The sequence below is a fragment of the Klebsiella sp. CN_Kp097 genome, from assembly GCF_040064495.1.
In the GTDB taxonomy this organism is placed as follows: domain Bacteria; phylum Pseudomonadota; class Gammaproteobacteria; order Enterobacterales; family Enterobacteriaceae; genus Klebsiella; species Klebsiella aerogenes.
The window spans coordinates 128,614-153,211 of record NZ_JBEAIL010000002.1 but is presented as its reverse complement, the minus strand read 5'-3'; the positions used below and the strand labels follow the sequence as shown (position 1 = coordinate 153,211).

The following is a 24,598-nucleotide window of genomic DNA, read 5'->3' as shown; positions in this document are numbered from 1 at the left end:
ATGAGCGAAAAACGCATTACGGAAGAGAACCGCTACGCCGGGCTGGCGTTAGCCGAGGAAGAGCTGGTGGCGCGGGTGGCGTGGTGCTACTACCACGACGGCCTGACGCAAAATGACATCGGCGAGCGTTTGGGGCTGCCGCGGCTGAAGATTTCTCGCCTGCTGGAGAAAGGCCGCCAGTCCGGGGTGATCCGCGTGCAGATCAACTCGCGCTATGAGGGCTGTCTGGCGCTGGAAAGTGAACTCCAGCAGCGTTTTGGCCTCAAGATTGCCCGCGTTCTGCCGGCGCTCAACACCCCGCCGATGAATACCCGGCTGGGTATCGGCGCGGCGCAGTCTCTGATGGGCATTCTGCAACCGGGGCAATTATTGGCAGTCGGTTTCGGCGAAGCCACCATGAGCTGCCTGCAGCATCTCAGCGGCTTTATCGGCTCGCAGCAGGTGCGGCTGGTGACCCTCTCCGGCGGCGTCGGCCCCTATATGACCGGCATCGGCCAGCTTGATGCCGCCTGCAGCGTCAGCATTATTCCGGCGCCGCTGCGGGTCTCTTCGGCGGAGGTCGCCGAGATCCTGCGCCGCGAGTCGAGCGTGCGCGACGTGATGCTGGCGGCGACGGCGGCGGACGCGGCGGTGGTTGGCATTGGCGCCATCGATCAGCGGCGCGACGCCACTATTTTACGCTCCGGCTATATCAGCGAGGGCGAACAGCTGATGTACGCGCGCAAAGGCGCGGTCGGCGACATTTTAGGTTATTTCCTGCAGGCCGACGGCCGGCCGGTAGAAGGACTGGAGATCCATCGGGAACTGCTCGGCATAACCCTTGATGAGCTGGCGCAGCTGCCAACCATTGTCGGCATCGCCGGGGGAGAACAAAAAGCGCAGGCGATTCATGCCGCTCTGATTGGCAAGCGCATTAATGGCCTGGTAACGGAAGAGACAACAGCACGCGCGGTGCTCGCACTGGCCTCCTGACGGCCTGGCGCCGCGCGACAACAGCGAGGCGCATGTCATGAGTTACCTGTTAGCGTTAGATGCCGGGACCGGCAGCATTCGGGCGGTCATTTTCGATCTTAATGGGCGCCAGTTGGCGGTAGGCCAGGCCGAATGGAAACACCTGAGCGTCGATAACGTCCCCGGCTCGATGGAGTTCGACCTTACCACCAACTGGCAGCTGGCCTGCCAGTGCATTCGCCAGGCGCTCGATGCCGCCCGGCTCTCTGCCGCCGATATTCAGTCCGTCGCCTGCTGTTCGATGCGCGAAGGGATCGTCCTCTATGACCGCGACGGCGAGGCCATCTGGGCCTGCGCCAACGTCGATGCCCGCGCCAGCCGCGAAGTGGCGGAGCTTAAGGAGATCCACGACTATCGTTTTGAATCCGAGGTATACGAGGTCTCGGGACAAACCCTGGCGCTTAGCGCCATGCCGCGCCTGCTGTGGCTGGCGCACCACCGCCCCGATATCTACCGCAAAGCGGCAACCATCACCATGATCAGCGACTGGCTGGCGGCGAAGCTATCCGGCGAGCTGGCGGTCGACCCGTCAAACGCCGGCACCACCGGCATGCTCGACCTGTTCAGCCGCGACTGGCGCCCGGCGCTGCTGGATATGGCCGGGCTGCGCGCCGATATGCTGTCGCCGGTCAAAGAGACCGGTACCCTGCTGGGCGCCGTCACCGAAGCGGCGGCGCAGCAGAGCGGCCTGCGCGCCGGGACACCGGTGGTGATGGGCGGCGGCGACGTCCAGCTCGGCTGCCTGGGCCTTGGGGTGGTGCGCGCCGGGCAAACAGCGGTACTCGGCGGCACTTTCTGGCAGCAGGTGGTCAACCTGCCGCAGGTGCGTACCGATCCGCAGATGAATATTCGCGTTAATCCTCATGTCATTCCCGGCATGGCGCAGGCGGAATCGATCAGCTTCTTTACTGGCCTGACCATGCGCTGGTTCCGCGACGCCTTCTGCGCTGAAGAAAAACTGATTGCCGAGCGGCTCGGCGTTGATGCCTATTCACTACTGGAAGAGATGGCCAGCCGCGTGCCCGCCGGTTCCCATGGCGTGATGCCTATTTTTTCCGACGCCATGCACTTTAAGCAGTGGTACCACGCCGCGCCGTCGTTTATTAACCTCTCCATCGATCCGGAGAAGTGCAACAAAGCGACCCTGTTCCGCGCGCTGGAGGAGAACGCGGCGATTGTCTCCGCCTGCAACCTGGCCCAGATTTCGCAGTTCTCCGGCGTGACATTCGAGAGCCTGGTGTTTGCCGGCGGCGGCTCTAAAGGCGCGCTGTGGAGCCAAATCCTCAGCGACGTCACCGGCCTGCCGGTGCGGGTGCCGGTCGTCCGCGAAGCCACCGCTCTGGGCTGCGCCATCGCCGCCGGAACCGGCGCCGGACTGTATGGCGATATGGCCAGTACAGGAGAACGGTTAGTGAGCTGGCACCGCGAGTTCACCCCAAATCCGCAGCATCGCGAGCTGTATCAGGAGATGATGAGCAAGTGGCAGACGGTGTACGCCGATCAGCTTGGCCTTGTCGATAGCGGGCTGACAACATCGATGTGGCAGGCACCGGGCCTGGAGCGCCGCCAGCGCGTAGCGTCTTCCCCGTCACCCTAACCACCGGTACCGATCCGCCTTTCCCCCTCTCCCTTTGGGAGAGGGCCGGGGTGAGGGACAACGATTTCCGTTATTTGAATCCCATCACAATCACCGCACTCCCCTTTTCCCTTTTTCTCCGCGACGGCTAAATTAGTAACTCATCCGACCACATAACAATAATTTTACATTGGAAGCCACTATGAGCCGCTATCCGTCGCTTTTCGCCCCGCTTGAGCTGGGCTTCACAACGCTCAAAAACCGCGTGTTGATGGGCTCAATGCACACCGGGCTGGAAGAGCTGCCGGACGGCGCGCAGCGGCTGGCGGCCTTTTACGCCGAACGCGCCCGTCACGGCGTGGCGCTGATCGTCACCGGCGGCATCGCTCCGGCGCCCTCTGGCGTCACCATGGCCGGCGGCGCGGTACTCAACGATGCCAGCCATCTGGCGCACCATCGCCATATTACCGACGCGGTACATCAGGAAGGCGGCAAAATCGCCCTGCAGATCATGCACACCGGGCGCTACAGCTACCAGCCCGCGCTAGTGGCCCCTTCGGCGCTACAGGCGCCGATTAACCGTTTTACACCCCATGAACTGAGCCACGATGAGATCATGACGCTGATCGATGATTTTGCCCACTGCGCCCAACTGGCGCGTGAAGCGGGCTATGACGGCGTAGAAGTGATGGGCTCTGAGGGCTATCTGATTAACGAATTTCTCGCCGCTCGCACCAACCAGCGCGACGACCAATGGGGCGGCGATTATGCCAGGCGCATGCGTTTCGCCGTAGAAGTGGTTAAGGCGGTACGCCAGCGCGCCGGCCACGATTTCATTATCATCTACCGCCTGTCGATGCTCGATCTGGTCAACGACGGCAGCACGCTGGCGGAAGTCACCGAACTGGCCAAAGCGATTGAAGCGGCGGGGGCGACAATTATCAACACCGGGATTGGCTGGCACGAAGCGCGCATTCCGACCATCGCCACGCCGGTACCGCGCGGAGCTTTTAGTTGGGTCACCCGCAAGCTGAAAGGCGCGGTGTCGATCCCGTTGATCACCACCAACCGCATCAACGACCCGCAGGTCGCGGAGGATATTCTCGCCCGCGGCGATGCCGATATGGTATCGATGGCCCGCCCGTTCCTCGCCGACGCCGAATTTATGTCGAAAGCGCAGCGCGATCGCGCCAGGGAGATCAATACCTGCATCGGTTGCAACCAGGCGTGTCTCGATCGGATCTTCGCCGGCAAAGTCACCTCTTGTCTGGTCAACCCGCGCGCCTGTCATGAAACCCTGATGCCGGTCCTGCCTGCCAACGCGCCTAAACGGCTGGCGGTCGTCGGCGCCGGGCCGGCCGGTCTGGCCTTCTCCGTTAACGCCGCCGCCCGCGGTCATCATGTCACGTTGTTCGATGCGCTCCCGGAGATCGGCGGCCAGTTTAATATCGCCAAACAGATCCCCGGCAAAGAGGAGTTTCACGAGACGTTGCGTTACTACCGCACCATGCTCGATCTTCATGGTGTCGATCTACGCCTGAACACCCGCGTCACGACAGACGATCTGCTGGCGTTCGATGAGACGATCCTCGCCACCGGCATCGCCCCGCGCCTGCCGGAGATCGACGGGATCGATCATCCCAAAGTGCTGAGCTACCTTGATGTCTTGCGCGATAAAGCGCCGGTTGGCGCGAAGGTGGCGATTATCGGCTGCGGCGGCATCGGCTTCGACACCGCGATGTATTTAAGCCAGTCGGGCGCGGCCACCAGCCAGGATATCGGCGAGTTCTGCCGCGAATGGGGTATCGATACCAGCCTGCAAACGGCAGGAGGGCTGAGTGCTGAAGGCCCACAGCTGAGTAAAAGCCCGCGACAGATTGTGATGCTACAGCGCAAAGCCAGCAAACCGGGCGAAGGGCTCGGCAAAACCACCGGTTGGATCCACCGCGCGACGCTGCTGGCGCGCGGCGTGAAAATGATCCCGGCGGTCAGCTATGAAAAGATCGATGATGAAGGGTTACATGTCACTATCGGCGGCGAGCGCCAGCTGTTGGCGGTCGATCAGGTGGTGATCTGCGCCGGTCAGGAACCGCGCCGCGAGCTGGCGGATCCGCTGCGCGCGGCGGGGAAAACGGTGCATCTCATCGGCGGTTGCGACGTGGCGGCGGAGCTGGATGCGCGTCGGGCGATTGCCCAGGGCACAAAACTGGCGCTGGCGATTTAGCCGTGTCCCGGGGGCGGCGCGATGCGCCTTCCCCGGGCTACCACGATAATCCCGAACGGTTGCCCGGCTAAGGCGACAGTCGGTAGCCCGGCTAAGGCGACAGCCGCAAGCCGGGGGGAGACAACAACAAGAATCAGCGCTGCTTACGCACCTTCGTTGCTTTCAAAATGACAAACTTATTGTTCGTCGCAATCGTCGTGCAATTACCAAAAGCGCGCTTCAGCTTACGGAAGTAATCGAGGTGGCGGTTGCCGACGACGTACAGCTCGCCGCCGTATTTCAGGCTGCGGCGGGCATCGTTAAACATCTGCCAGGCGATATGGTCGGTAATAGCGTGTTGCTGATGGAACGGCGGATTACACAGAATCGCCGTAAAGCGGTCGGGCTCAATGCCGGAAAGCGAATTGTTGACCATAAATTCACAGCGTGCGATATCGTCCGGCAGGTTGCGCTCGACGTTCAAACGGCTGGAAGCCACCGCCATGTGCGACTCATCGGTGAACATCACGCTGGCGTTTGGATTTTGCGCCAGCGCCTGCAGGCCAATCACCCCATTGCCGCAGCCGAGATCGGCGATCTCGCCTTCTAAATCAGACGGTAAGTGCTGAAGGAAGAAACGCGCGCCGATGTCCAGGCCGCTGCGGGCAAAAACGTTGGCGTGGTTATGGATGGTCCACGGCGTACCGTCCAGCTTCCAGCTGTAGGTTTGCGGCGCATCGGCAAGCTTGGGGGCCGTGAAAACGCAGTGGATCAGACGCGCTTTTTTCCACGCCAGCGAGGTGGTGGTAGTGCCGAGGATTTTTTCAAACAGCGCCAGCGTCGAGTTGTGCACATCCCGGGCTTTCGCCGCGGCGATAATGCGGGTCTCCGGCGTCACCACTTCGCGCAGCGCGCGCAGTTGCTGTTCCAGCAGCGCCAGCTGTTTTGGCACCTTAATCAGCACCAGCGCCGGCGCGGCCGGCAGCGGGCTCAGGCTATCCTGAAAGCGCACGCTCTCTTCCTCGATACCGTTCATCCGCAGGTTGTGGCGGGTCGCCAGCTCGGAAATAAAGGAATCGTTGATGCTGACCGGGTTGCGCTCCGCCAACGCGCAGGAGAGCGCGCCGAAGCCGTCGTTGAAGATGAGCGTCAGGCCGTCGACGTCATTCACCTGTTGCAGCAGATATTCATCCGCCGCTTCCCATGCCTGAAGCGCTTCTTCTTCAGCGTTAGGTGGGAACCGCTCTAATGTGAATAACTCACCGTTTAACTCTACCTGGCTCATCGCCCCTCCGAAATGCTAAAATTCGCGCGTGTTATCGCTCAATTCTCCGGAGAAGTAAACTTTTTTCACCATGAACCCGCTACCTTACCTTCAGGGCTACCCCGAATCGCTGCTGTCGCAGGTGACCACCTTAATCGAGCAAGACCGTCTCGGCGAGGTGCTGCAAAAGCGCTATCCGCAGGGGCATGATGTCAACAGTGATAAGGCGTTATATCAATACACCCAGGATCTGAAGGCCCGCTATCTGCGCGGGGCGGCGCCAATCAATAAGGTGATGTACGACAGTAAAATCCACGTGCTGAAGAACGCGCTTGGTCTGCATACCGCCATTTCCCGCGTTCAGGGAGGCAAACTGAAAGCCAAAGCGGAAATCCGCGTAGCGACGGTGTTTCGCGACGCGCCGGAAGCGTTTCTGCGCATGATCGTGGTTCATGAACTGGCGCACTTAAAAGAGAAGGATCACAACAAAGCCTTCTATCAGCTGTGCTGTCATATGGAGCCGCAGTATCACCAGTTAGAGTTCGATACCCGCCTGTGGCTGACGCACCTTTCGTTAAACCGTTCTGCGTGATAGCGCACTCGTTTTGTCATCATGGCGTGCTAGAGTGACGAAAGGTCCCCTTTAACGGAGTTCGTCAACGTTTATGATACGTTTCGCAGTTGTTGGCACAAACTGGATTACTAAGCAGTTTGTCGATGCCGCCCATGAAACCGGTAAATTTAAACTCACCGCGATTTATTCCCGCAGCCTTGAACAGGCGCAAGCTTTCGCTAATGACTACCCGGTCGAGCATCTGTTTACCTCGCTCGATGAACTGGCGCAGAGCCCTGACGTTGACGCGGTCTATATTGCCAGCCCGAACTCGCTACACTTCCCGCAAACCCGCCTGTTCCTGAGCCATAAAAAGCACGTGATTTGCGAAAAGCCGCTGGCATCGAACCTGCAAGAGGTTGAAGCGGCGATTGCCGTGGCTAAAGAAAACAACGTGGTGCTGTTTGAAGCCTTCAAAACCGCCAGCCTGCCCAACTTCCTGCTGCTGCGCGAAGCGCTCGATAAAGTGGGCAAATTACGTAAAGCCTTCATCAACTACTGTCAGTACTCTTCGCGTTATCAGCGCTATCTCGACGGCGAAAACCCGAATACTTTCAACCCGGCCTTTTCCAATGGCTCGATTATGGATATCGGTTTTTACTGCCTCGCCTCGGCGGTCGCGCTGTGGGGCGAACCGCAAGCGGTCCATGCCAGCGCCAGCCTGCTGGCAAGCGGTGTTGATGGCCAGGGCACGGTAGTGCTGAGCTACGGCGATTTCGATGTCACCCTGCACCACTCGAAGGTCAGCGACTCCACTATCCCTAGCGAAATCCAGGGCGAAGAGGGCGCGCTGGTGATTGAGAAAATCTCCGAATGCCAGAAGGTAGCCTTTATTCCACGCGGCGGAAAAGCGCAGGATCTCACCCAGCCTCAGCACATCAATACTATGCTGTATGAAGCGGAAGCGTTCGTGCGGCTGGTGGAAGCCAACGATGTCGCTCATCCAGGGCTTGAAGTCAGCCGCATTACGGCAAAACTGCTTAGCGAAATCCGTCGCCAGACCGGCGTGGTCTTCCCTGCGGATACTCAACCTATACCCTAAATAATTCAAGTTGCAGGAAGGCGGCAAGTGCGCGAATCCCCAGGAGCATAGATAACTATGTGACTGGGGTGAACGCACGCAGCCAACGTACCTGCAGCTTGAAGTATGACGGGTATAGCGTAAAGGAGTGTAAATGGGCCCTCGACCTCAATTGACGCCCTTTATAACTTGTAATACTTTGTTACGTGCAAAGGGGAGTAACTTCCTGGCCGGTCGATCGTCATTACGATGCGTGCAAAACCGCATCCGGTCGCCGGGCAACAAGACCAAGGATCCATGTCCGCTCTTGTTGTAAGTGAGACCTTGCCGGAAGGCGAGGTCTATGCATAAAAGCGCAGCGGCTGCCGTCTTTCGACGACAGCCGTTTTGTTTTTATGTAAGGAATAACGCAATGAATAGTGTCGGCACGCCGTTGTTATGGGGCGGATTCGCTGTAGTCGTGGTCATCATGCTGGCGATCGATTTACTGCTTCAGGGAAGGCGCGGTGCGCATACCATGACCATGAAGCAGGCCGCCGGTTGGTCCATCCTGTGGGTCACCCTCTCCCTGCTGTTTAACGCCGCTTTCTGGTGGTATTTGGTGCAAACGCAGGGCCGCGCCGTCGCCGATCCGCAGGCGTTAGCCTTCCTCACCGGTTATCTGATCGAAAAATCACTGGCGGTCGATAACGTCTTCGTCTGGCTAATGCTCTTTAGCTACTTTGCCGTGCCGCCTGCGCTACAGCGCCGGGTACTGGTGTATGGCGTCCTCGGGGCGATTGTCCTGCGTACCATTATGATTTTCACCGGCAGCTGGCTGATTTCGCAGTTCGAATGGCTACTGTACGTGTTCGGCGCGTTCCTGCTGTTTACCGGGGTGAAAATGGCGCTGGCGAAAGAAGATGATTCCGGGATCGGCGATAAGCCGCTGGTGCGTTGGATCCGCAGCCATCTGCGGATGACGGATAAAATCGAGAGCGAGCGCTTCTTCACCCGTAAAAATGGCGTGCTGTTCGCCACGCCGCTGCTGCTGGTGCTGATCCTGGTTGAGCTGAGCGACGTGATTTTCGCCGTTGATAGCATCCCGGCGATTTTCGCGGTGACCACCGACCCGTTTATCGTGCTGACCTCTAACCTGTTTGCGATTCTCGGCCTGCGTGCGATGTACTTCCTGTTGGCGGGCGTGGCCGAACGCTTCTCGATGCTGAAATATGGTCTGTCAGTGATCCTGGTGTTTATCGGTATCAAGATGCTAATCGTCGATTTCTACCACATTCCGATCGCCGTTTCCCTCGGCGTGGTGGGCGGTATCCTGGCGGCGACGCTGCTGATTAACGCCTGGGTGAACAAACAGAACGATAAGAAGAAACAGCTGCAATAACCCCCTGTTCCCGGCCAGATATTGTGTATCTGGCCGGGATACGCTGCCCTGCGTTAGCTTTCCCGCGCATAATCTTTATCCATGTCACAAAAACGTTAATATATAGTTAAAAAATAAGATCGGCGTGCAAGAAACAGTAGAATACGCTTCCTCCCTCGCGTTCTTTCCGTATACTCGACCATGCAAACATTCATTTACATCCGGACATAAACGTAACAAATAATACGTCGCCGGGATGGACTGCTACATCACTGGAAGGAATGATTTATGACAACACAAACCCGCCCGTCGGGGCTGCTGCAGCGCCTGGCGCAGGGCAGTCTGGTGAAACAAATCCTGTTGGGACTGGTACTTGGCGTGGTACTGGCGCTGGTCTCGAAACCGGCCGCTATCGCGGTCGGGCTGCTGGGAACGCTGTTCGTCGGCGCGCTGAAAGCCGTCGCGCCGGTGCTGGTATTAATGCTGGTGATGGCGTCGATCGCAAACCATCAGCACGGACAAAAAACCAGTATCCGCCCGATTCTGTTTCTCTATCTGCTGGGGACCTTCAGCGCGGCGCTCACCGCGGTGCTGTTTAGCTTTGTTTTCCCTTCTACGCTGCATCTGACCAGCGCGGCGGACAGCATCACCCCGCCATCGGGGATTGTAGAGGTGCTACGCGGGCTGCTGATGAGCATGGTGGCTAACCCTATCGACGCGCTGCTGAACGCCAACTATATCGGCATTCTGGTGTGGGCGGTGGGGCTGGGCTTCGCGCTGCGCCACGGTAACGACAGCACTAAAAACCTGATTAACGACGTCTCGCACGCGGTGACCTTTATCGTCAAGCTGGTGATCCGCTTTGCGCCGCTGGGGATTTTTGGCCTGGTCTCCTCAACGCTGGCGACGACTGGTTTCGATACCCTGTGGGGCTACGCCCAGCTGCTGCTGGTGCTGATCGGCTGCATGCTACTGGTGGCGCTGGTGATTAACCCGCTGCTGGTATTCTGGAAAATCCGCCGTAACCCGTATCCGCTGGTGCTGACCTGCCTGCGTGAAAGCGGCGTCTACGCCTTCTTTACCCGCAGCTCCGCCGCCAACATTCCGGTGAATATGGCGCTGTGCGAGAAGCTGAATCTGGATCGCGATACCTATTCGGTATCTATTCCGCTGGGGGCGACCATCAATATGGCGGGCGCGGCGATTACTATCACCGTGCTGACGCTGGCGGCGGTGCATACGTTGAATATTCCGGTGGATCTACCGACGGCGCTGCTGCTGAGCGTAGTGGCCTCGCTGTGCGCCTGCGGCGCTTCCGGGGTGGCAGGCGGTTCGCTGCTGCTGATCCCGCTGGCCTGTAACATGTTCGGTATTCCGAACGATGTCGCCATGCAGGTTGTCGCCGTCGGCTTTATTATCGGCGTGCTGCAGGATTCCTGCGAAACGGCGCTCAACTCGTCAACCGATGCGCTGTTCACCGCCGCGGCCTGTATGGCCGAAGACGAACAGCTGGCGAAGAACGCCCTGCGTAGTTAGCGTATTGTCGGATGGCGCTACGCTTATCCGACCTACGGTACGTGCGGCCTGCCTTTAATTTATTCACCATGCTGGCTGAAACTGCCAGTGTTGGTGGCCTCAAAATCGCTGAGACGTTCCCGGAAGGCCGGGGCAGCCCGCATGGATGCGGGCTGAGGGCCGTGATTTGCAGGGACGCTGCCTCGGCCCGACCCGAAGCCTGCCGGGATAAGTCGAAGGTACCACGAAGTGGCGATTTTGGCGGCCAGAGCCCGGGAGTACAGAGGGCGGCGGCGACTGGCCGCCCTTTGTGCGCTCCCTGCGCCATGAGGGACATAACGCAGAAGAAATATCGGGAGCGCAATCTGCTCTGAAATAATAAAAAACAACTGTTTTTCCCGGACCAAAACAGTTGCAAATCGATAACAGTATCTACGGACCTATTCAGTTGGTAGCCCCGGTAAGCGTAAGCGCGACCGGGGGGAGTTTAATGTTGTCGGATGGCGCTATGCTTATCCGACCTTTCAAACACCGCGGTAGTCACCGTCGTTACAGCGTGACGCCGCTTTTAAAGATTGCCAGTTCGCGGAAATCATTGCGTTCGTTGCAGGTCTGCTTGCCGTTGGCGATATCGACGATCAGATCGACAAACTCCTCCAACACCTGCGGCATCGCTTTCCCGTGAATTAACTGCCCGGCATCGAAATCAATCCAGTGCTTTTTCTTCGCCGCCAGCTCGCTGTTGGTAGCGATTTTTACCGTCGGAACGAAACCGCCATAAGGGGTGCCGCGGCCGGTACTGAACAGCACCATATGGCAGCCGGCGCCCGCCAGCGCGCTGGTCGCCACCGCGTCGTTACCCGGCGCGCTCAACAGATTCAACCCGTGGACTTTCAAACGTTCACCGTAGCGCAGAACGTCAACCACCTGGCTGGAACCCGCTTTCTGCGTGCAGCCAAGCGACTTATCTTCCAGCGTCGTGATACCGCCCGCTTTGTTACCCGGCGACGGGTTCTCGTAGATAGGCTGGTCGTGGGCGATAAAATACTGTTTAAAATCATTGACCATGGTGACCAGTTTGCCGAAAGTCTCTTCGTCGCGACAGTGGCTCATCAGTAGTTGCTCAGCGCCGAACATTTCCGGCACTTCGGTCAACACCGTAGTGCCGCCGTTCGCAATCAGGTAGTCAGAAAAACGCCCCAGCATTGGGTTAGCGGTAATGCCGGACAGGCCGTCCGAGCCGCCACACTCAAGGCCAAACTTCAGTTCGCTCAGTTTACCCGCTTCGCGTTTATCATGGCGCATCACTTCATAGAGCTGATGAAGATGCTCAATTCCCGCTTCCACTTCATCTTCCTGATGTTGGCAAATCATGAAGTGCACGCGTTCCGGGTCAAAATCCCCCAGCGTTTCACGGAAGGCATCAACCTGGTTGTTCTCGCAGCCAAGACCAATCACCAACACCGCCCCGGCATTCGGGTGGCGGACCATGTTTTGCAGCATGGTACGGGTGTTGATATGGTCATCTCCCAACTGCGAGCAGCCGTAGGTGTGGCTGAAAAGGAAGACGCCGTCGGTGCCTTCCGCGTCGTTGGTCTCTTTCAGGAAACGATTCTGGATCTGCCGGGCGATGCCGTTAACACAGCCCACGGTCGGCAGGATCCATAATTCGTTACGCACGCCGACTTCACCGCTGGCGCGACGATAAATCTCGACGTCGCGATCCGCAGGTTGCGCCGGTTGTTCAACCCGGTCTGGTTGATAGCGATACGCGTCAAGATCGCTCAGATTGGTACGCGTATTGTGCGCATGAACATGCTCGCCCGGCGCGATATCCGCCAGCGCATGACCAATCGGCAACCCGTACTTAATGACGTTTTCACCTTTCGCAATGGCCCGCAGCGCGAACTTATGACCGCGGACAACATCCTGGCTAAGGGTGACGGTATCGTTATCACTCGTCACCACGCTGCCTGACGTCATATCCGCCAGCGCCACCGCGACGTTATCCTGCGAATGGATTTTGATGTATTGCATATCAACCGACCTCTGGCCTTAGTTCAATTCAATGGCGAAGTAATCACGCGCATTGTTAAAGCAGATGTTTTTCACCATCTCGCCCAGCAGCGCGATATCCGCAGGCGCTTCGCCAGCAGCCACCCAGCGGCCGATCATCTGGCACAGAATACGGCGGAAGTATTCGTGGCGGGTGTAGGAGAGGAAGCTGCGGCTGTCGGTCAGCATGCCGACAAAGCGGCTCAACAGGCCAAGCTGCGCCAGTTGGGTCATCTGACGTTCCATGCCGTCTTTCTGATCGTTGAACCACCAGCCGGAACCGAACTGCATCTTGCCCGGCATGCCTTCGCCCTGGAAGTTACCGATCATAGTGCCCAGCACTTCGTTATCGCGTGGGTTCAGGCAGTACAGAATAGTTTTCGGCAGCAGGTTTTCTTCGTTCTGCTTGCTCAGCAACTTCGATAACTCTTCGGCCATCGGACGGTCGTTGATGGAGTCGAAGCCAACATCCGGCCCTAACAGTTTGAACTGACGCAGGTTGTTATTACGCAGCGCGCCGATGTGGTACTGCTGTACCCAGCCGCGGCGCGCGTATTCCGCACCGAGGAACACCAGTACCGCCGTTTTGAACTGCGCGACTTCATGCTCGCTGAGCGTTTCGCCCGCCAGACGGCGCGCCAGGATGCTATCCAGTTCGTTATCGCTCGCTTCAGCGAACAGCACCACATCCAGCGCGTGGTCGGAAACTTTACAGCCGTGAGCGGCAAAGTGATCCAGACGCTTAGTCAGCGCGCTTTGCAGATCGGCAAAACGGCGAATTTCGGTATCGGAGACTTCGCCAAGCTTGCTCATGTAATCGTTAAAAGTGGCCTGCTCGATGTTGAACGCTTTATCCGGGCGCCAGCTCGGCAATACCTTGATATCAAAAGTACTATCTTTGGCGACCGCCGCATGATGCTCCAGTGAATCAATCGGATCGTCGGTCGTCCCCACCATCTTCACATTCATCTGCTTCATGATTCCACGGGCGGAGAACGACTCCTGAGCCAGCAACTCATTACACTGGTTCCAGATTTCATCCGCCGTGGCTGGCGACAACAACTTACCTGTAATACCAAAAGGACGGCGCAGCTCTAAATGCGTCCAGTGGTATAGCGGGTTACCGATGGTATGAGGAACGGTTGCCGCCCAGGCGTCAAATTTCTCGCGATCGGCAGCATCGCCGGTACACAGGCGCTCCGCCACGCCGTTGGTACGCATCGCGCGCCATTTGTAATGGTCGCCTTTCAGCCAGATGTCATACAGGTTCTTAAAACGATAATTTTCGGCAACCTGCTGCGGCGGAAGGTGGCAGTGGTAGTCGAAAATCGGCTGATCTTTGGCGTAATCGTGGTACAGGCGGCGGGCAAACTCGGTATCAAGCAGAAAATCTTCGGTCATAAACGGTGTCATTGTCGTGTCCTCTTCGCCCCATCAAGGAGCCCATCAGATGATTGACTCTAATGCTGACAAAGTTATCACACCAATTTCTACAGGCCGAAGTATTTTTCGTGAGTTAGATCAATAAACGTCGACAAAAAAAGCACCACCAAAGGAGTAAACATCGCTGCAAGCCGCGCCAGTACTGGCTTTAATTGACGCGATTAATGTCCCTACAAACTTTCCCACTTTTGTGACAGTACTCAACTTTTAAAGTTGTATGACAAGTTATCTTTCTGCCGTCGCAACATATAAACCGACGGAATGCATTACCGGTGTGAATAACATCGGCTTAAACGGTAGGGATGCCGGTTTCACTTTAACCACTGATGGCAAGGTTCAGTTCACGTCCTGAACCCTCCGTTTCCCCATCCTCCTTCCCTGGCGGGACGAAAGATGGCCGCAGACGCTGCGGAGAGACAACAACGATGAGGTTTTACATGCGTAAAATTAAAGGGTTACGTTGGTATATGATCGCACTGGTGACGCTGGGCACCGTGCTGGGTTATCTGACTCGTAACACCGTAGCGGCGGCTGCGCCGACGCTGATGGAAGAGTTGCACATTTCAACCCAACAATATTCTTATATCATCGCCGCCTACTCCGCTGCATATACCGTTATGCAGCCGGTTGCCGGCTATGTGCTCGATGTGCTTGGCACCAAAATTGGCTACGCCTTCTTTGCTATCGCCTGGGCGGTATTCTGCGGTTCAACGGCGCTGGCAGGCAGCTGGGGCGGCCTGGCGCTGGCCCGAGGCGCGGTCGGCGCAGCGGAAGCGGCGATGATCCCTGCCGGTCTGAAAGCCAGCTCCGAATGGTTCCCGGCGAAAGAGCGTTCCATCGCCGTCGGCTATTTCAACGTCGGCTCTTCTATCGGCGCGATGATAGCTCCGCCGCTGGTGGTATGGGCGATTGTCATGCATAGCTGGCAGATGGCATTTATTATTTCCGGGGTACTGAGCTTCGCCTGGGCAATGGCCTGGCTGATTTTCTACAAACACCCGCGCGATCAGAAAAAACTCACCGATGAAGAACGTGACTACATCATCGGCGGCCAGGAATCTCAGCATCAGACTAACAACGCGAAGAAAATGTCGCCGTGGCAGATCCTGCGTAACCGTCAGTTCTGGGGTATTGCGCTGCCGCGCTTCCTCGCAGAACCGGCCTGGGGTACCTTCAACGCCTGGATCCCGCTGTTCATGTTTAAGGTTTACGGCTTTAACCTGAAAGAGATTGCTATGTTCGCCTGGATGCCAATGCTGTTCGCCGACCTCGGCTGCATCGTCGGCGGCTACCTGCCACCGCTGTTCCAGCGTTGGTTTGGCGTGAATCTTATCGTCTCACGTAAAATGGTCGTGACGATGGGCGCCCTGCTGATGATTGGTCCTGGCATGATTGGCCTGTTCACCAGCCCGTATGTGGCGATTGCGCTGCTGTGCGTCGGCGGTTTTGCTCACCAGGCCTTGTCGGGTGCGCTGATCACCCTCTCTTCCGACGTCTTTGGTCGTAACGAAGTGGCGACCGCCAACGGTCTGACCGGGATGGCGGCATGGCTGGCCAGCACCCTATTCGCGCTGGTCGTCGGCGCGCTGGCGGATACCATCGGCTTCAGCCCGCTGTTCGCGGTGCTGGCGGTCTTCGACCTGCTGGGCGCGCTGGTTATCTGGACGGTACTGAAAAACAAATCGGCCGACGATGACTCGACGCCGCTCAATACCAGTAAACCGGCGACGCAAAGCTAAACTGCAAGATGATTTTGCACCGACTAAGCCGCCTTTTAAGGCGGCTTTTTTTGTGCCTTCCAGTGGTGGAAAGCGCGTAAAAGTGGTATAACAAATCGAATATTGTCGCCATCTTCCGGGAGCGAATATGGAAATCAGTGAACCGCGCCGTCTCTATCAGCAGCTTGCCGCTGAGCTAAAGACGCGTATCGAACAAGGCGTCTACCTTGTAGGGGATAAGCTGCCCGCAGAGCGCTTCATCGCCGATGAAAAAAGCGTCAGCCGCACCGTGGTTCGCGAAGCCATCATCATGCTGGAAGTCGAAGGCTATGTTGAAGTCCGCAAAGGCTCCGGCATCCACGTTATTTCCAACCACCCGAAATACCAACAGGTGGTGGATGAATCGCTGGAGTTCGCCAACTATGGTCCGTTTGAATTACTCCAGGCCCGTCAGTTGATTGAGAGCAATATCGCTGAATTCGCCGCAACTCAGGTGACCAAACAGGACATCATGAAGCTAATGGAAATTCAGGAGAAAGCCCGCAACGAGAAGTGCTTCCGTGATTCCGAATGGGACCTGCAGTTCCATGTCCAGGTCGCGCTGGCTACCCAGAACACCGCCCTTGCCGCCATCGTTGAAAAAATGTGGACCCAGCGGGTACACAACCCGTACTGGAAAAAACTGCACGACCACATCGACCTGCGCACCGTCGACAACTGGTGCGACGATCATGACCAAATCCTCAAGGCGTTAATTCGTAAAGACCCTCACGCGGCGAAGCTGGCGATGTGGCAGCATCTGGAAAATACCAAGCTGATGCTGTTTAACGAAACCAGCGATGACTTTGAATTCAATGCCGATCGCTACCTGTTTGCCGAAAATCCGGTGGTTCATCTCGATACCGCAGCGAACGGGGCAAAATAACGTATTATCCCCTCCACGGGCAGAACCCCTTTTTCTGCCCGCAAACCCGACAGGGTAAGCAAAGCATATATAGTGTCAGCCTGTGTAAATCCTCTCGCTACTCGTCCCCGCAACCCGCAAAATCAATCAGCAACAAACTGCAATTTCTCTGACGGAAAGTCAGCTAGTTTGTTACAATTAGATGCATTTTGTCGTTCTGCATGTAAGTGTTTACTTACTGTTTAATCAAGGATCCGATCAGAACGTCTCAACAGCGGCCATACTCTAAAAAATAATCTAGTCGCTATGTATAAGACGTACCGTTAACCGATGTACCAGGAATCGTGAATGGAACTACTAACCCAATTACTGAATGCCTTATGGGCCCAGGATTACGAAACGCTCGCTAATCCCTCCATGATTGGCATGCTCTATTTTGTCTTATTTATGATTTTGTTCCTTGAGAACGGTTTACTGCCGGCGGCGTTTTTACCGGGTGATAGCCTGCTGGTGCTGGTCGGTGTTTTGATCGCCAAAGGGGCGATGGGCTTCCCGGAAACGCTACTGCTTTTGACGGCGGCGGCCAGCCTCGGCTGCTGGGTGAGCTACATCCAGGGACGCTGGCTGGGCAATACGCGGATCGTGCAAAACTGGCTATCGCATTTACCGTCGCATTATCACCAGCGAGCCCATCACCTGTTCCACAAGCACGGGTTATCAGCGCTGCTAATTGGCCGCTTTATCGCCTTCGTACGTACCCTACTGCCAACGATTGCCGGTATCTCCGGTCTGAATAACGCGCGTTTCCAGTTCTTTAACTGGATGAGCGGTCTGCTGTGGGTGTTGATTCTTACCTCTCTCGGCTATCTGCTGGGTAAAACACCGGTATTCCTGAAGTATGAAGATCAGCTGATGTCGTGCCTGATGCTGCTGCCGGTTGCGCTGCTGGTCTTCGGTCTGATTGGCTCCCTGGTTGTACTGTGGAAGAAAAAACACAGCAGTCGGAGCTGAGCATGGTCATCAAACGTCCTTCCTGGCGCCAGCTGCGGTGGATGCTGGGCGGCTCACTGCTGCTTTGCGCCAGCGTCTGGCTGTGGCTGACCGTCAGTCAGCATGAGTCCACTCTGGCCATCCGTCCCGTCAGCCAGGGCGTCGCTATGCCGGACGGTTTTTCCGTCTGGCATCATCTTGACGCCAACGGCATCCGTTTTAAGAGCATCACCCCGCAAAAAGACGGCCTGCTGATCAAATTCGACTCCAACGCCCAAGGCGCCGCGGCAAAAGAAGTATTGGGCCGAGCTCTGCCTCACGGTTATATTATTGCTCTGGTGGATGAAGAAAATTCTGCCACCGCCTGGTTATCCCGCCTGCGCGATGCTCCGCGCCGTTTTGGATAACGCGTCAAAAATTCCGAATCTTTTCGTACGGTTTGGTGATGTCCCGCTTTCGTGTCTATTATTAAGACTGCGGGAACCGCCTGGCTCGTATTGTTGACTGGATTGGGTATATCACCGATATCCCCTCACACAATGGAAGGTAGAATCCATGAAATACCGCATCGCACTATTACTGGCACTGACCTCACTTAGCGCCAGCGCCTTCGCAGCCTCTCCTTGTCAGGAAAAAGAACAGAGTATCCAACGGGAGATCAGCTATGCCGAAAAACACCATAATCAGCATCGCATTGACGGCCTGAACAGAGCGCTGCAGGAAGTTCGCGCTAACTGCAGCGACAGTAAAGTCAGGGCCGATCATCAGCGGAAAATCGCTAAACAGAAGGCGGAAGTTGCCGAACGTCAGCGCGATCTGAGCGAGGCGAAGCAGAAAGGCGATGCAGACAAAATTAGCAAACGGGAACGCAAATTGGATGAAGCGCAGCAGGAACTGAAAGCGCTTGAGTCACGCGATTATTAATTGGTAAACGCTACAGGAGAACAAGATGGCTAAAGATAACGTTGCAGAAGATCTACGCGCTGAGCTGAAAAATCTGGCTGATACGCTGGAAGAAGTTCTGAACTCCTCAACCGATAAATCAAAAGAAGAACTCGGCAAACTGCGTAGCAAAGCGGAAAGCGTGCTGAAAGACAGCCGTGTGCGTCTCAGCGACACCAGCGATGCCATCGTTAAGCAGACGCGTGAAACCGCTGCTCGCGCCGATGAGTACGTTCGCGAGAATCCGTGGACCGGCGTGGGTATTGGCGCAGCTGTCGGGCTGGTGGTCGGCGTACTGCTGTCGCGCCGTTAATTATGGCAAACTCTCAACACACGCAGGGCCCGGGACAGAGCGTATTCGGCATCGGCCAGCGGATCATTACGCTGCTGGTCGAAATGGTGGAAACGCGTTTGCGCCTGGTCGTCGTGGAGCTGGAAGAGGAGAAAGCGAACCTCTTCCAGCTGTTGCTGATGCTCGGGCTAACGCTGCTATTCGCCGCTTTTGGGCTGATGAGCCTGCTGGTGCTGATCATCTGGGCCGTCGATCCGCAGTACCGCCTGCATGTGATGATCGCGACCACCAGCGTCCTGTTGCTCGCCTCATTGATAGGGGGAATTTGGACCCTCAGGAAAGCTCGCCGCTCAACGTTTTTACGTCATACCCGCGACGAGCTGGCGAACGATCGCGCGCTGCTTGAGGACGATCGTCGATGAGCGGCCAACAGGAACGCGACCAGCGAAAAGCGCTGCTGCTGCGCCAAATCCAGCAACAGCGGCTGGATTTGGCCGCCAGCCATCGTCACTGGCTGGAAGCCACCTCGCCTATCGATCGCGGCTGGCAAACGCTGAAACACCTGCGTTCATGGGCGATGGTCGGCAGCGGGGTAATGGCTATCTGGTCAGTACGCCATCCGCGCTTTTTAATCCGCTGGGGCAAACGCGGCCTCGGCATCTGGAGCACCTGGCGGATGGTCAAAGGGATTCTGCGCCAGTCCGCATCGCGTTAATTGCTCGCTCAGTGCGCCAGCGCGCTGAGCTCTTGTTCGCTTAAACCGGTGGTTTTACTGACCAGCGCGCTATCAACGCCGTTACGAAGCATCGCAAGAGCTATTTTACGCGTCGCCTGACGTTCGCCTTCTTCTCTACCTTCTTCACGCCCCTGTTTTCTTCCCTTTGTGCGCCCACGCTCTTCAAACCATTCTGCTAATGTCATCAGTTGCTCCTTATGCTCAGGCATTCCCTGCGCCAGTTGACGAAAAAATCTGCCAGGGCTGGTCAAATGGCCGGAACGGGCAAGGATAAGATGCCTCTGGTGATAAAACAACCGATAGCCACGCACGCTGCGAGGCGCCTCGGAAAATATTTTCACCGATCGCACCAATTGCTCAGAAACTTTGAAAAAGAACTACAGTTTTCCTTGCTAACAATCCCCTCTCAAGCTCGCTAATATCCTCTCCATCGACAGCAAGCCCGCGTAACCACGCAGGATTGCTCTAAAAAACGAAATCGCCGCCCTTTGGGTTTTCTGGAGTAAGAAATGAAAAAATTAGAAGATGTTGGTGTACTGGTAGCGCGTATTCTGATGCCGATTCTGTTCATTACCGCTGGTTGGGGAAAAATCACCGGGTATGCAGGTACGCAGCAGTATATGGAAGCAATGGGTGTTCCGGGAGCGCTGCTGCCGCTGACTATTCTGCTTGAGTTTGGCGGCGGTCTGGCGATTCTGTTCGGTTTCCTGACTCGCACTACTGCGCTGTTCACTGCAGGCTTTACCCTGCTGACCGCGTTCCTGTTCCACAGCAACTTTGCTGAAGGCGTGAACTCGCTGATGTTCATGAAAAACCTGACCATCGCTGGTGGTTATCTGCTGCTGGCCGTGACGGGTCCGGGCGCATTCAGCATCGACCGCGTGCTGAATAAAAAGTGGTAAGCACACTATACTGAGTAAAAATCTAAAAAAGCGAGGGGCTATCTCCTCGCTTTTGCTATCTGAAGGAGGAAGTAATGGGACAATTAGTCGACGGCGTCTGGCAAGATACCTGGTATGACACCAAATCCACCGGAGGACGGTTCAAGCGTTCCGTTTCAGCCTTCCGCAACTGGCTCACCGCCGATGGCGCGCCAGGCCCTGCGGGCGAAGGTGGCTTCGCCGCAGAGAAAGACCGCTATCATCTGTACGTTTCACTGGCCTGTCCGTGGGCCCATCGCACCCTGATTCTGCGCAAGTTGAAAGGATTAGAGCCCTTTATATCCGTCTCGGTTGTTCATCCGCTGATGCTGGAAAACGGCTGGACCTTCGCCGACGATTTCCCGGATGCGACCGGCGACCAGCTCTATCATCATCAGTTCCTCTATCAGCTTTATCTGCAGGCCGATCCGCATTACACCGGCCGGGTGACCGTTCCGGTGCTGTGGGATAAAAAACAACAGACCATCGTCAGCAATGAGTCGGCTGAAATTATCCGCATGTTCAATACCGCGTTTGATGGCCTGGGGGCGCGCGCGGGCGACTATTATCCGCCGGCGTTGCGAGAAAAGATCGACGATCTCAATAGCTGGATCTACGACAACGTTAACAACGGGGTGTATAAAGCCGGTTTCGCCACCAGTCAGCAGGCCTATGACGAAGCCGTAAACGCGCTGTTTACCTCGCTCGAACGCCTTGAGCAGATCCTCGGTCAGCACCGCTACCTGACCGGGAACCAGTTAACGGAAGCGGATATCCGCCTGTGGACAACGCTGGTTCGTTTCGACCCGGTCTATGTTACCCACTTTAAATGCGATAAGCGCCGTATCAGCGACTATCTCAACCTGTACGGTTTCCTGCGCGATATCTACCAGATGCCGGGGATTGCGGAAACGGTAAATTTCCCGCATATCCGCAATCACTATTATCGCAGCCACAAAACCATCAACCCGACGGGGATCATCTCCGTGGGCCCGCAGCAGGATCTCAACGAACCACATGGGCGGGATCGTTTTTCCCGCTGATCGATAAGGCGCCGAAGGGCGCCTTTTATTCGGATAACGGATATTTACCAGTTTGATTTTCACGCCTATGATTATTTTGATCGCTTTGAAAACAAGTGATTAATGGTTAACTAAGGCGTGAGAAAATGGACTGGTATCTAAAAGTATTACGAAACTATATTGGCTTTGGCGGCCGTGCCCGGCGCAAAGAGTACTGGATGTTTATTCTGGTCAACATCATTCTCACCGCAGTGCTAAGCATCATTGATAAGATGCTCGGCTGGCAACGTGCTGGGGGTGAAGGCATCCTGACGACCATTTACGGCGTGCTGGTTTTTTTACCCTGGTGGGCGGTGCAGTTTCGTCGCCTGCATGACACCGACCGCTCGGCGTGGTGGCTACTGCTGCTGCTGATCCCGGTCATCGGCTGGCTGGTGATTTTGATTTTCAATTGTCAGAACGGCACGCCCGGCAACAATCGCTTTGGGCCAAATCCAAAACCCTACTCCTACTGATTTACGCGCTCCTCGCGGCGGAGGAGCGCATCTTCCCGTTATCTGCCGGTAAACAGTTTCGGGATCTCCCGCAGACACCAGGATTTGGCTTCGCCCATGCTGTCGCGGCGCCAGGCCATAATGATATCGATTTCGTTGGTATATTCAGGGCTTACGACCCGCAAGCGCCCTTCGGCAATATCCTTCTCAACCAACGGATACGGCATGGTTGCCACGCCAAGCCCCGCCAGCAGCGCCTGGCGTTTATCTTCAATAGTGCTGACGGTTAAACGCGGCTGCTTATCCAGCAGCTGCACCGTCAGAACCGGACGCTCGCGCGCGGTATCCGCCACCGCGACGCCGCGATATTTCACCCGCGTCACCTCAGAAAGCGGTTCTGGCTCCTGATGAATCGGGTGATCCGGCGCGGCAACATAAACACTTAAAACCGAATAGAGCTTACGCGAGTTAATTTCTGACGATGAACGAAAATGCATATCCGGCGCGACGACAATATCAGCACGTCCCTGCTCCAGCCGTTCCCAGGCACCGGCCAGCACTTCGGTAATAATCGACAGCTGGGTATTGGATTTAGTCGCCAGTTTCTCAATCAGCGGAAACAGATCGGTGGTAGGAACCAACGCTTCGGTCACGATGGTCAGGTGAGTTTCCCAGCCGCGCGACAGCGCTTCGGCATCGGTGGTCAGCTTGTCCGCCGCTTCCAGCAGCACGCGGCCGCGTTCCAGCAGCATGCGGCCAACGTTCGTAAATTTTGTGCGATGGCCGGAACGGTCAAACAACACCACATCCAGTTCTTCTTCCAGTTTTTGCATGGTGTAGCTTAGGGCTGAAGGCACACGCCCCAGCTCGTCAGCCGCAGCGGCAAAGCTCCCGCGTCGGTCTATTGCATCCATTACGCGTAACGCTTCCAGCGTTAATGCTCTCTCTTTCGCCATTTCGCTCTCATTCAGGAATTTTGAACATACCGGGCAGAATATCTGGCTAACAATACAGCGTCCATACCTTTACCATTGATTTAGTGTAAAGAGAGGTCAAGAAAATGATTACAACCCGAACAGCCAAACAATGCGGTCAAGCAGACTTCGGCTGGCTGCAGGCCCGCTACACCTTTTCCTTTGGCCACTACTTCGACCCTAAATTGCTGGGTTACGCCTCGCTGCGTGTACTCAATCAAGAAGTGCTGGCGCCGGGCGCGTCATTTCAGCCACGTACCTACCCAAAGGTCGATATCCTGAATCTGATTCTGGAAGGTGAAGCGGAATACCGCGATAGCGACGGCAACCACATACAGGCAAAAGCTGGAGAAGCCCTGCTGCTCTCCACCCAACCGGGTGTCAGCTACAGCGAGCATAATCTCAGTAAAGAGCAGTCGTTGACGCGCATGCAGCTGTGGCTCGACGCCTGTCCGGAGCGCGAAAACCCGCTGGTACAGAAAATGACGGTTGGCGATTCGCCGATTCAGCTATTAGCCTCACCGGACGGCAGCGGCGACAGCTTACAGCTGCGTCAGCAGGTGTGGATCCATCATCTGCAGCTGGCGAAGGGCGAAGAGATCAACGTTCAACTGCACGGCCCGCGCGCCTATCTGCAGTCGATTCACGGGACGGTACATGCCGTGGCAAAAAAGGAAGAGAAACAGGCATTAACCTGCGGCGATGGCGCGTTTATTCGTGACGAAGCTAACATTACCCTCGTCGCCGATACGCCGCTGCGCGCTTTGCTGATAGATTTACCGGTGTAACAAGGAAGCCCGGGAGTTTGTGAGTGAGCAAGAAAAAAAGCAAAAAGGCAAAATCGTTGGACCAGCCAGTCGCTGTGGAAACCATGAGCCCAATCGGCTTTGGCTATGAAGAGATGCTGAGTGAACTGGAAGCCATCGTGGAAGATGCGCAAACGCGGTTGCAGGATGAAGATAACGCCGCCTGAAGAAATCGGCCCCATAGCGGGGCCGACTTTATTACTCGCTCAATGCCTGAGAGAGATCTTTTTTCACCTGAGTACGTTGTTCCGGTGTCAGTACCTGATTTACGCCGAAATAGTACTTCACGCGATAATAGCGCACCTGTTGCTCAACCTTGCTAAAGGCCGCCAGCTGATCTTTAACCGCTTTTTCATTCCACTTACCAGAATCGATCACGTCAAATAACACGCCATCTTTAATATCTTTCTGTGAAATCTGCTGGACGTTCTTTTCCATTTCCTGATGCAGGCTCTTAATTTTTGCGACCTGATCCTGGCTCAATTTTAAATGCTGAACGATAGGATCCTGAGCCGGCGCCGGCGCGGCGGTAACCTCAGCGGCCTGTGCCGCCATGGAGAACCCTGCGGCTACAGCCGTCATTAATACCATCCGAGAAAGTTTGTTCATCTTGTTATCCTGAATAAGTACGTAGTGATAAGACGACCTATTATTCCCTGAACAATAATGACGATGTGTAAAAAATCATGTTCACCAGTGTAAATATTCAGATAATATATTCAGCAAATGAATTGTATAA

General features: G+C 56.2%; 26 protein-coding genes. 20 read left to right on the top strand and 6 right to left on the bottom strand.

Going from position 1 to position 24,598, the window contains the following annotated elements; all coding sequences use genetic code 11:
- From lsrR to ABLV07_RS02915, 3 genes are all read left to right on the top strand, one after another.
- Positions 1 to 972 carry a transcriptional regulator LsrR gene (lsrR, locus tag ABLV07_RS02925; RefSeq protein ID WP_048231378.1) on the top strand — a complete coding sequence of 324 codons (972 nt, stop codon included), beginning with the start codon at positions 1 to 3 and terminating at the stop codon, positions 970 to 972.
- Positions 973 to 1,009: 37 nt separating this feature from the next.
- Complete coding sequence (lsrK, locus tag ABLV07_RS02920; RefSeq protein WP_015369587.1) at positions 1,010 to 2,608, top strand: autoinducer-2 kinase; 1,599 nt, start codon at positions 1,010 to 1,012, stop codon at positions 2,606 to 2,608.
- Between the two features lie 181 nt (positions 2,609 to 2,789).
- The gene (locus ABLV07_RS02915; RefSeq protein ID WP_348853305.1) at positions 2,790 to 4,811 is read left to right on the top strand and encodes an NADPH-dependent 2,4-dienoyl-CoA reductase; all 2,022 of its coding nucleotides are present in this window, start codon (positions 2,790 to 2,792) and stop codon (positions 4,809 to 4,811) included.
- Between the two features lie 133 nt (positions 4,812 to 4,944).
- Here the strand turns inward: ABLV07_RS02915 and rlmG are convergent, their stop codons facing one another.
- A complete protein-coding gene (rlmG, locus tag ABLV07_RS02910; protein WP_048231380.1) occupies positions 4,945 to 6,075 on the bottom strand; it encodes a 23S rRNA (guanine(1835)-N(2))-methyltransferase RlmG in 1,131 nt (376 codons plus the stop codon).
- A 70-nt stretch (positions 6,076 to 6,145) separates the two neighbouring features.
- On the opposite strand from rlmG, the gene ABLV07_RS02905 reads away from it, so the two are divergent.
- The 4 genes from ABLV07_RS02905 to sstT all read left to right on the top strand — a co-directional run bounded on the left by ABLV07_RS02905 (position 6,146) and on the right by sstT (position 10,584).
- Positions 6,146 to 6,646, top strand: coding sequence for a M48 family metallopeptidase (locus tag ABLV07_RS02905; protein WP_048231381.1), 501 nt, complete (start codon positions 6,146 to 6,148; stop codon positions 6,644 to 6,646).
- Between the two features lie 73 nt (positions 6,647 to 6,719).
- Complete coding sequence (locus ABLV07_RS02900; RefSeq protein ID WP_348853304.1) at positions 6,720 to 7,709, top strand: Gfo/Idh/MocA family oxidoreductase; 990 nt, start codon at positions 6,720 to 6,722, stop codon at positions 7,707 to 7,709.
- Positions 7,710 to 8,100: 391 nt separating this feature from the next.
- Positions 8,101 to 9,069 (top strand): TerC family protein, encoded by a 969-nt coding sequence (locus ABLV07_RS02895; protein WP_020077873.1) that lies wholly within the window; start codon positions 8,101 to 8,103, stop codon positions 9,067 to 9,069.
- Between the two features lie 267 nt (positions 9,070 to 9,336).
- The gene (sstT, locus tag ABLV07_RS02890; RefSeq protein ID WP_015703565.1) at positions 9,337 to 10,584 is read left to right on the top strand and encodes a serine/threonine transporter SstT; all 1,248 of its coding nucleotides are present in this window, start codon (positions 9,337 to 9,339) and stop codon (positions 10,582 to 10,584) included.
- A 528-nt stretch (positions 10,585 to 11,112) separates the two neighbouring features.
- Here sstT and ABLV07_RS02885 read toward each other — a convergent pair.
- Positions 11,113 to 12,600, bottom strand: a complete 1,488-nt coding sequence (locus ABLV07_RS02885; protein WP_348853303.1) for an altronate dehydratase family protein — start codon at positions 12,598 to 12,600, stop codon at positions 11,113 to 11,115.
- Between the two features lie 18 nt (positions 12,601 to 12,618).
- Complete coding sequence (gene uxaC, locus ABLV07_RS02880; protein WP_015369579.1) at positions 12,619 to 14,031, bottom strand: glucuronate isomerase; 1,413 nt, start codon at positions 14,029 to 14,031, stop codon at positions 12,619 to 12,621.
- A gap of 467 nt (positions 14,032 to 14,498) precedes the next feature.
- On the opposite strand from uxaC, the gene exuT reads away from it, so the two are divergent.
- The 8 genes from exuT (at position 14,499) to ABLV07_RS02840 (ending at position 19,622) form a co-directional block, all read left to right on the top strand.
- Positions 14,499 to 15,800: a hexuronate transporter ExuT gene (gene exuT / locus ABLV07_RS02875; protein WP_348853302.1), complete on the top strand. Its 1,302-nt coding sequence runs from the start codon at positions 14,499 to 14,501 to the stop codon at positions 15,798 to 15,800.
- Between the two features lie 127 nt (positions 15,801 to 15,927).
- Positions 15,928 to 16,704: a transcriptional regulator ExuR gene (gene exuR / locus ABLV07_RS02870; protein ID WP_015369577.1), complete on the top strand. Its 777-nt coding sequence runs from the start codon at positions 15,928 to 15,930 to the stop codon at positions 16,702 to 16,704.
- 327 nt (positions 16,705 to 17,031) lie between these two features.
- The gene (gene yqjA, locus ABLV07_RS02865) at positions 17,032 to 17,694 is read left to right on the top strand and encodes a DedA family general envelope maintenance protein YqjA (RefSeq protein ID WP_015369576.1); all 663 of its coding nucleotides are present in this window, start codon (positions 17,032 to 17,034) and stop codon (positions 17,692 to 17,694) included.
- 8 nt (positions 17,695 to 17,702) lie between these two features.
- A complete protein-coding gene (mzrA, locus tag ABLV07_RS02860; protein WP_161798763.1) occupies positions 17,703 to 18,080 on the top strand; it encodes an EnvZ/OmpR regulon moderator MzrA in 378 nt (125 codons plus the stop codon).
- A gap of 148 nt (positions 18,081 to 18,228) precedes the next feature.
- The gene (locus tag ABLV07_RS02855) at positions 18,229 to 18,597 is read left to right on the top strand and encodes a DUF1090 domain-containing protein (protein ID WP_015369574.1); all 369 of its coding nucleotides are present in this window, start codon (positions 18,229 to 18,231) and stop codon (positions 18,595 to 18,597) included.
- A 25-nt stretch (positions 18,598 to 18,622) separates the two neighbouring features.
- Positions 18,623 to 18,928, top strand: a complete 306-nt coding sequence (locus ABLV07_RS02850; protein ID WP_015369573.1) for a YqjD family protein — start codon at positions 18,623 to 18,625, stop codon at positions 18,926 to 18,928.
- Positions 18,929 to 18,930: 2 nt separating this feature from the next.
- Positions 18,931 to 19,329: a phage holin family protein gene (locus tag ABLV07_RS02845; protein ID WP_015369572.1), complete on the top strand. Its 399-nt coding sequence runs from the start codon at positions 18,931 to 18,933 to the stop codon at positions 19,327 to 19,329.
- Positions 19,326 to 19,622: a YqjK-like family protein gene (locus ABLV07_RS02840; RefSeq protein ID WP_015703570.1), complete on the top strand. Its 297-nt coding sequence runs from the start codon at positions 19,326 to 19,328 to the stop codon at positions 19,620 to 19,622. Before ABLV07_RS02845 ends, ABLV07_RS02840 begins: the two co-directional genes overlap by 4 nt.
- An 8-nt stretch (positions 19,623 to 19,630) precedes the next feature.
- On the opposite strand, the gene ABLV07_RS02835 is transcribed toward ABLV07_RS02840, so the two are convergent.
- Entirely contained in the window at positions 19,631 to 19,828 is a 198-nt protein-coding gene (locus tag ABLV07_RS02835) for a transposase (protein ID WP_015369570.1), read from the bottom strand.
- A 324-nt stretch (positions 19,829 to 20,152) separates the two neighbouring features.
- On the opposite strand from ABLV07_RS02835, the gene ABLV07_RS02830 reads away from it, so the two are divergent.
- From ABLV07_RS02830 to ABLV07_RS02820, 3 genes are all read left to right on the top strand, one after another.
- The gene (locus ABLV07_RS02830) at positions 20,153 to 20,545 is read left to right on the top strand and encodes a DoxX family protein (protein ID WP_015703571.1); all 393 of its coding nucleotides are present in this window, start codon (positions 20,153 to 20,155) and stop codon (positions 20,543 to 20,545) included.
- Positions 20,546 to 20,619: 74 nt separating this feature from the next.
- Positions 20,620 to 21,606 carry a glutathione S-transferase family protein gene (locus ABLV07_RS02825; RefSeq protein WP_126027631.1) on the top strand — a complete coding sequence of 329 codons (987 nt, stop codon included), beginning with the start codon at positions 20,620 to 20,622 and terminating at the stop codon, positions 21,604 to 21,606.
- Between the two features lie 125 nt (positions 21,607 to 21,731).
- The gene (locus ABLV07_RS02820) at positions 21,732 to 22,100 is read left to right on the top strand and encodes a DUF805 domain-containing protein (RefSeq protein WP_015369567.1); all 369 of its coding nucleotides are present in this window, start codon (positions 21,732 to 21,734) and stop codon (positions 22,098 to 22,100) included.
- A gap of 38 nt (positions 22,101 to 22,138) precedes the next feature.
- Here the strand turns inward: ABLV07_RS02820 and ABLV07_RS02815 are convergent, their stop codons facing one another.
- Positions 22,139 to 23,035, bottom strand: coding sequence for a LysR family transcriptional regulator (locus ABLV07_RS02815; RefSeq protein ID WP_015369566.1), 897 nt, complete (start codon positions 23,033 to 23,035; stop codon positions 22,139 to 22,141).
- A 104-nt stretch (positions 23,036 to 23,139) separates the two neighbouring features.
- Here ABLV07_RS02815 and ABLV07_RS02810 point away from each other — a divergent pair, with 104 nt between their 5' ends.
- Positions 23,140 to 23,841 carry a pirin family protein gene (locus tag ABLV07_RS02810; RefSeq protein ID WP_015703573.1) on the top strand — a complete coding sequence of 234 codons (702 nt, stop codon included), beginning with the start codon at positions 23,140 to 23,142 and terminating at the stop codon, positions 23,839 to 23,841.
- A 23-nt stretch (positions 23,842 to 23,864) separates the two neighbouring features.
- Entirely contained in the window at positions 23,865 to 24,026 is a 162-nt protein-coding gene (locus ABLV07_RS02805) for a hypothetical protein (RefSeq protein ID WP_015703574.1), read from the top strand.
- Between the two features lie 31 nt (positions 24,027 to 24,057).
- Here the strand turns inward: ABLV07_RS02805 and ABLV07_RS02800 are convergent, their stop codons facing one another.
- On the bottom strand, positions 24,058 to 24,468 hold the full coding sequence (locus tag ABLV07_RS02800) for a hypothetical protein (protein ID WP_015703575.1): 411 nt from the start codon (positions 24,466 to 24,468) through the stop codon (positions 24,058 to 24,060).
- Positions 24,469 to 24,598: the final 130 nt, after the last annotated feature.

What these genes read in the sequence shown, in the direction of transcription:
- ABLV07_RS02825 (WP_126027631.1), top strand. Translation starts at nt 20,620, where the DNA reads ATGGGACAATTAGTCGACGGCGTCTGGCAAGATACCTGGTATGACACC.
- ABLV07_RS02905 (WP_048231381.1), top strand. Translation starts at nt 6,146, where the DNA reads ATGAACCCGCTACCTTACCTTCAGGGCTACCCCGAATCGCTGCTGTCG.
- ABLV07_RS02845 (WP_015369572.1), top strand. Translation starts at nt 18,931, where the DNA reads ATGGCAAACTCTCAACACACGCAGGGCCCGGGACAGAGCGTATTCGGC.
- ABLV07_RS02835 (WP_015369570.1), bottom strand. Translation starts at nt 19,828, where the DNA reads ATGACATTAGCAGAATGGTTTGAAGAGCGTGGGCGCACAAAGGGAAGA.
- ABLV07_RS02830 (WP_015703571.1), top strand. Translation starts at nt 20,153, where the DNA reads ATGAAAAAATTAGAAGATGTTGGTGTACTGGTAGCGCGTATTCTGATG.
- ABLV07_RS02800 (WP_015703575.1), bottom strand. Translation starts at nt 24,468, where the DNA reads ATGAACAAACTTTCTCGGATGGTATTAATGACGGCTGTAGCCGCAGGG.
- exuR (WP_015369577.1), top strand. Translation starts at nt 15,928, where the DNA reads ATGGAAATCAGTGAACCGCGCCGTCTCTATCAGCAGCTTGCCGCTGAG.
- ABLV07_RS02915 (WP_348853305.1), top strand. Translation starts at nt 2,790, where the DNA reads ATGAGCCGCTATCCGTCGCTTTTCGCCCCGCTTGAGCTGGGCTTCACA.
- ABLV07_RS02840 (WP_015703570.1), top strand. Translation starts at nt 19,326, where the DNA reads ATGAGCGGCCAACAGGAACGCGACCAGCGAAAAGCGCTGCTGCTGCGC.
- ABLV07_RS02850 (WP_015369573.1), top strand. Translation starts at nt 18,623, where the DNA reads ATGGCTAAAGATAACGTTGCAGAAGATCTACGCGCTGAGCTGAAAAAT.
- ABLV07_RS02820 (WP_015369567.1), top strand. Translation starts at nt 21,732, where the DNA reads ATGGACTGGTATCTAAAAGTATTACGAAACTATATTGGCTTTGGCGGC.
- ABLV07_RS02815 (WP_015369566.1), bottom strand. Translation starts at nt 23,035, where the DNA reads ATGGCGAAAGAGAGAGCATTAACGCTGGAAGCGTTACGCGTAATGGAT.
- ABLV07_RS02885 (WP_348853303.1), bottom strand. Translation starts at nt 12,600, where the DNA reads ATGCAATACATCAAAATCCATTCGCAGGATAACGTCGCGGTGGCGCTG.
- ABLV07_RS02900 (WP_348853304.1), top strand. Translation starts at nt 6,720, where the DNA reads ATGATACGTTTCGCAGTTGTTGGCACAAACTGGATTACTAAGCAGTTT.
- sstT (WP_015703565.1), top strand. Translation starts at nt 9,337, where the DNA reads ATGACAACACAAACCCGCCCGTCGGGGCTGCTGCAGCGCCTGGCGCAG.
- ABLV07_RS02855 (WP_015369574.1), top strand. Translation starts at nt 18,229, where the DNA reads ATGAAATACCGCATCGCACTATTACTGGCACTGACCTCACTTAGCGCC.
- lsrR (WP_048231378.1), top strand. Translation starts at nt 1, where the DNA reads ATGAGCGAAAAACGCATTACGGAAGAGAACCGCTACGCCGGGCTGGCG.
- ABLV07_RS02895 (WP_020077873.1), top strand. Translation starts at nt 8,101, where the DNA reads ATGAATAGTGTCGGCACGCCGTTGTTATGGGGCGGATTCGCTGTAGTC.
- ABLV07_RS02810 (WP_015703573.1), top strand. Translation starts at nt 23,140, where the DNA reads ATGATTACAACCCGAACAGCCAAACAATGCGGTCAAGCAGACTTCGGC.
- rlmG (WP_048231380.1), bottom strand. Translation starts at nt 6,075, where the DNA reads ATGAGCCAGGTAGAGTTAAACGGTGAGTTATTCACATTAGAGCGGTTC.
- exuT (WP_348853302.1), top strand. Translation starts at nt 14,499, where the DNA reads ATGCGTAAAATTAAAGGGTTACGTTGGTATATGATCGCACTGGTGACG.
- yqjA (WP_015369576.1), top strand. Translation starts at nt 17,032, where the DNA reads ATGGAACTACTAACCCAATTACTGAATGCCTTATGGGCCCAGGATTAC.
- lsrK (WP_015369587.1), top strand. Translation starts at nt 1,010, where the DNA reads ATGAGTTACCTGTTAGCGTTAGATGCCGGGACCGGCAGCATTCGGGCG.
- uxaC (WP_015369579.1), bottom strand. Translation starts at nt 14,031, where the DNA reads ATGACACCGTTTATGACCGAAGATTTTCTGCTTGATACCGAGTTTGCC.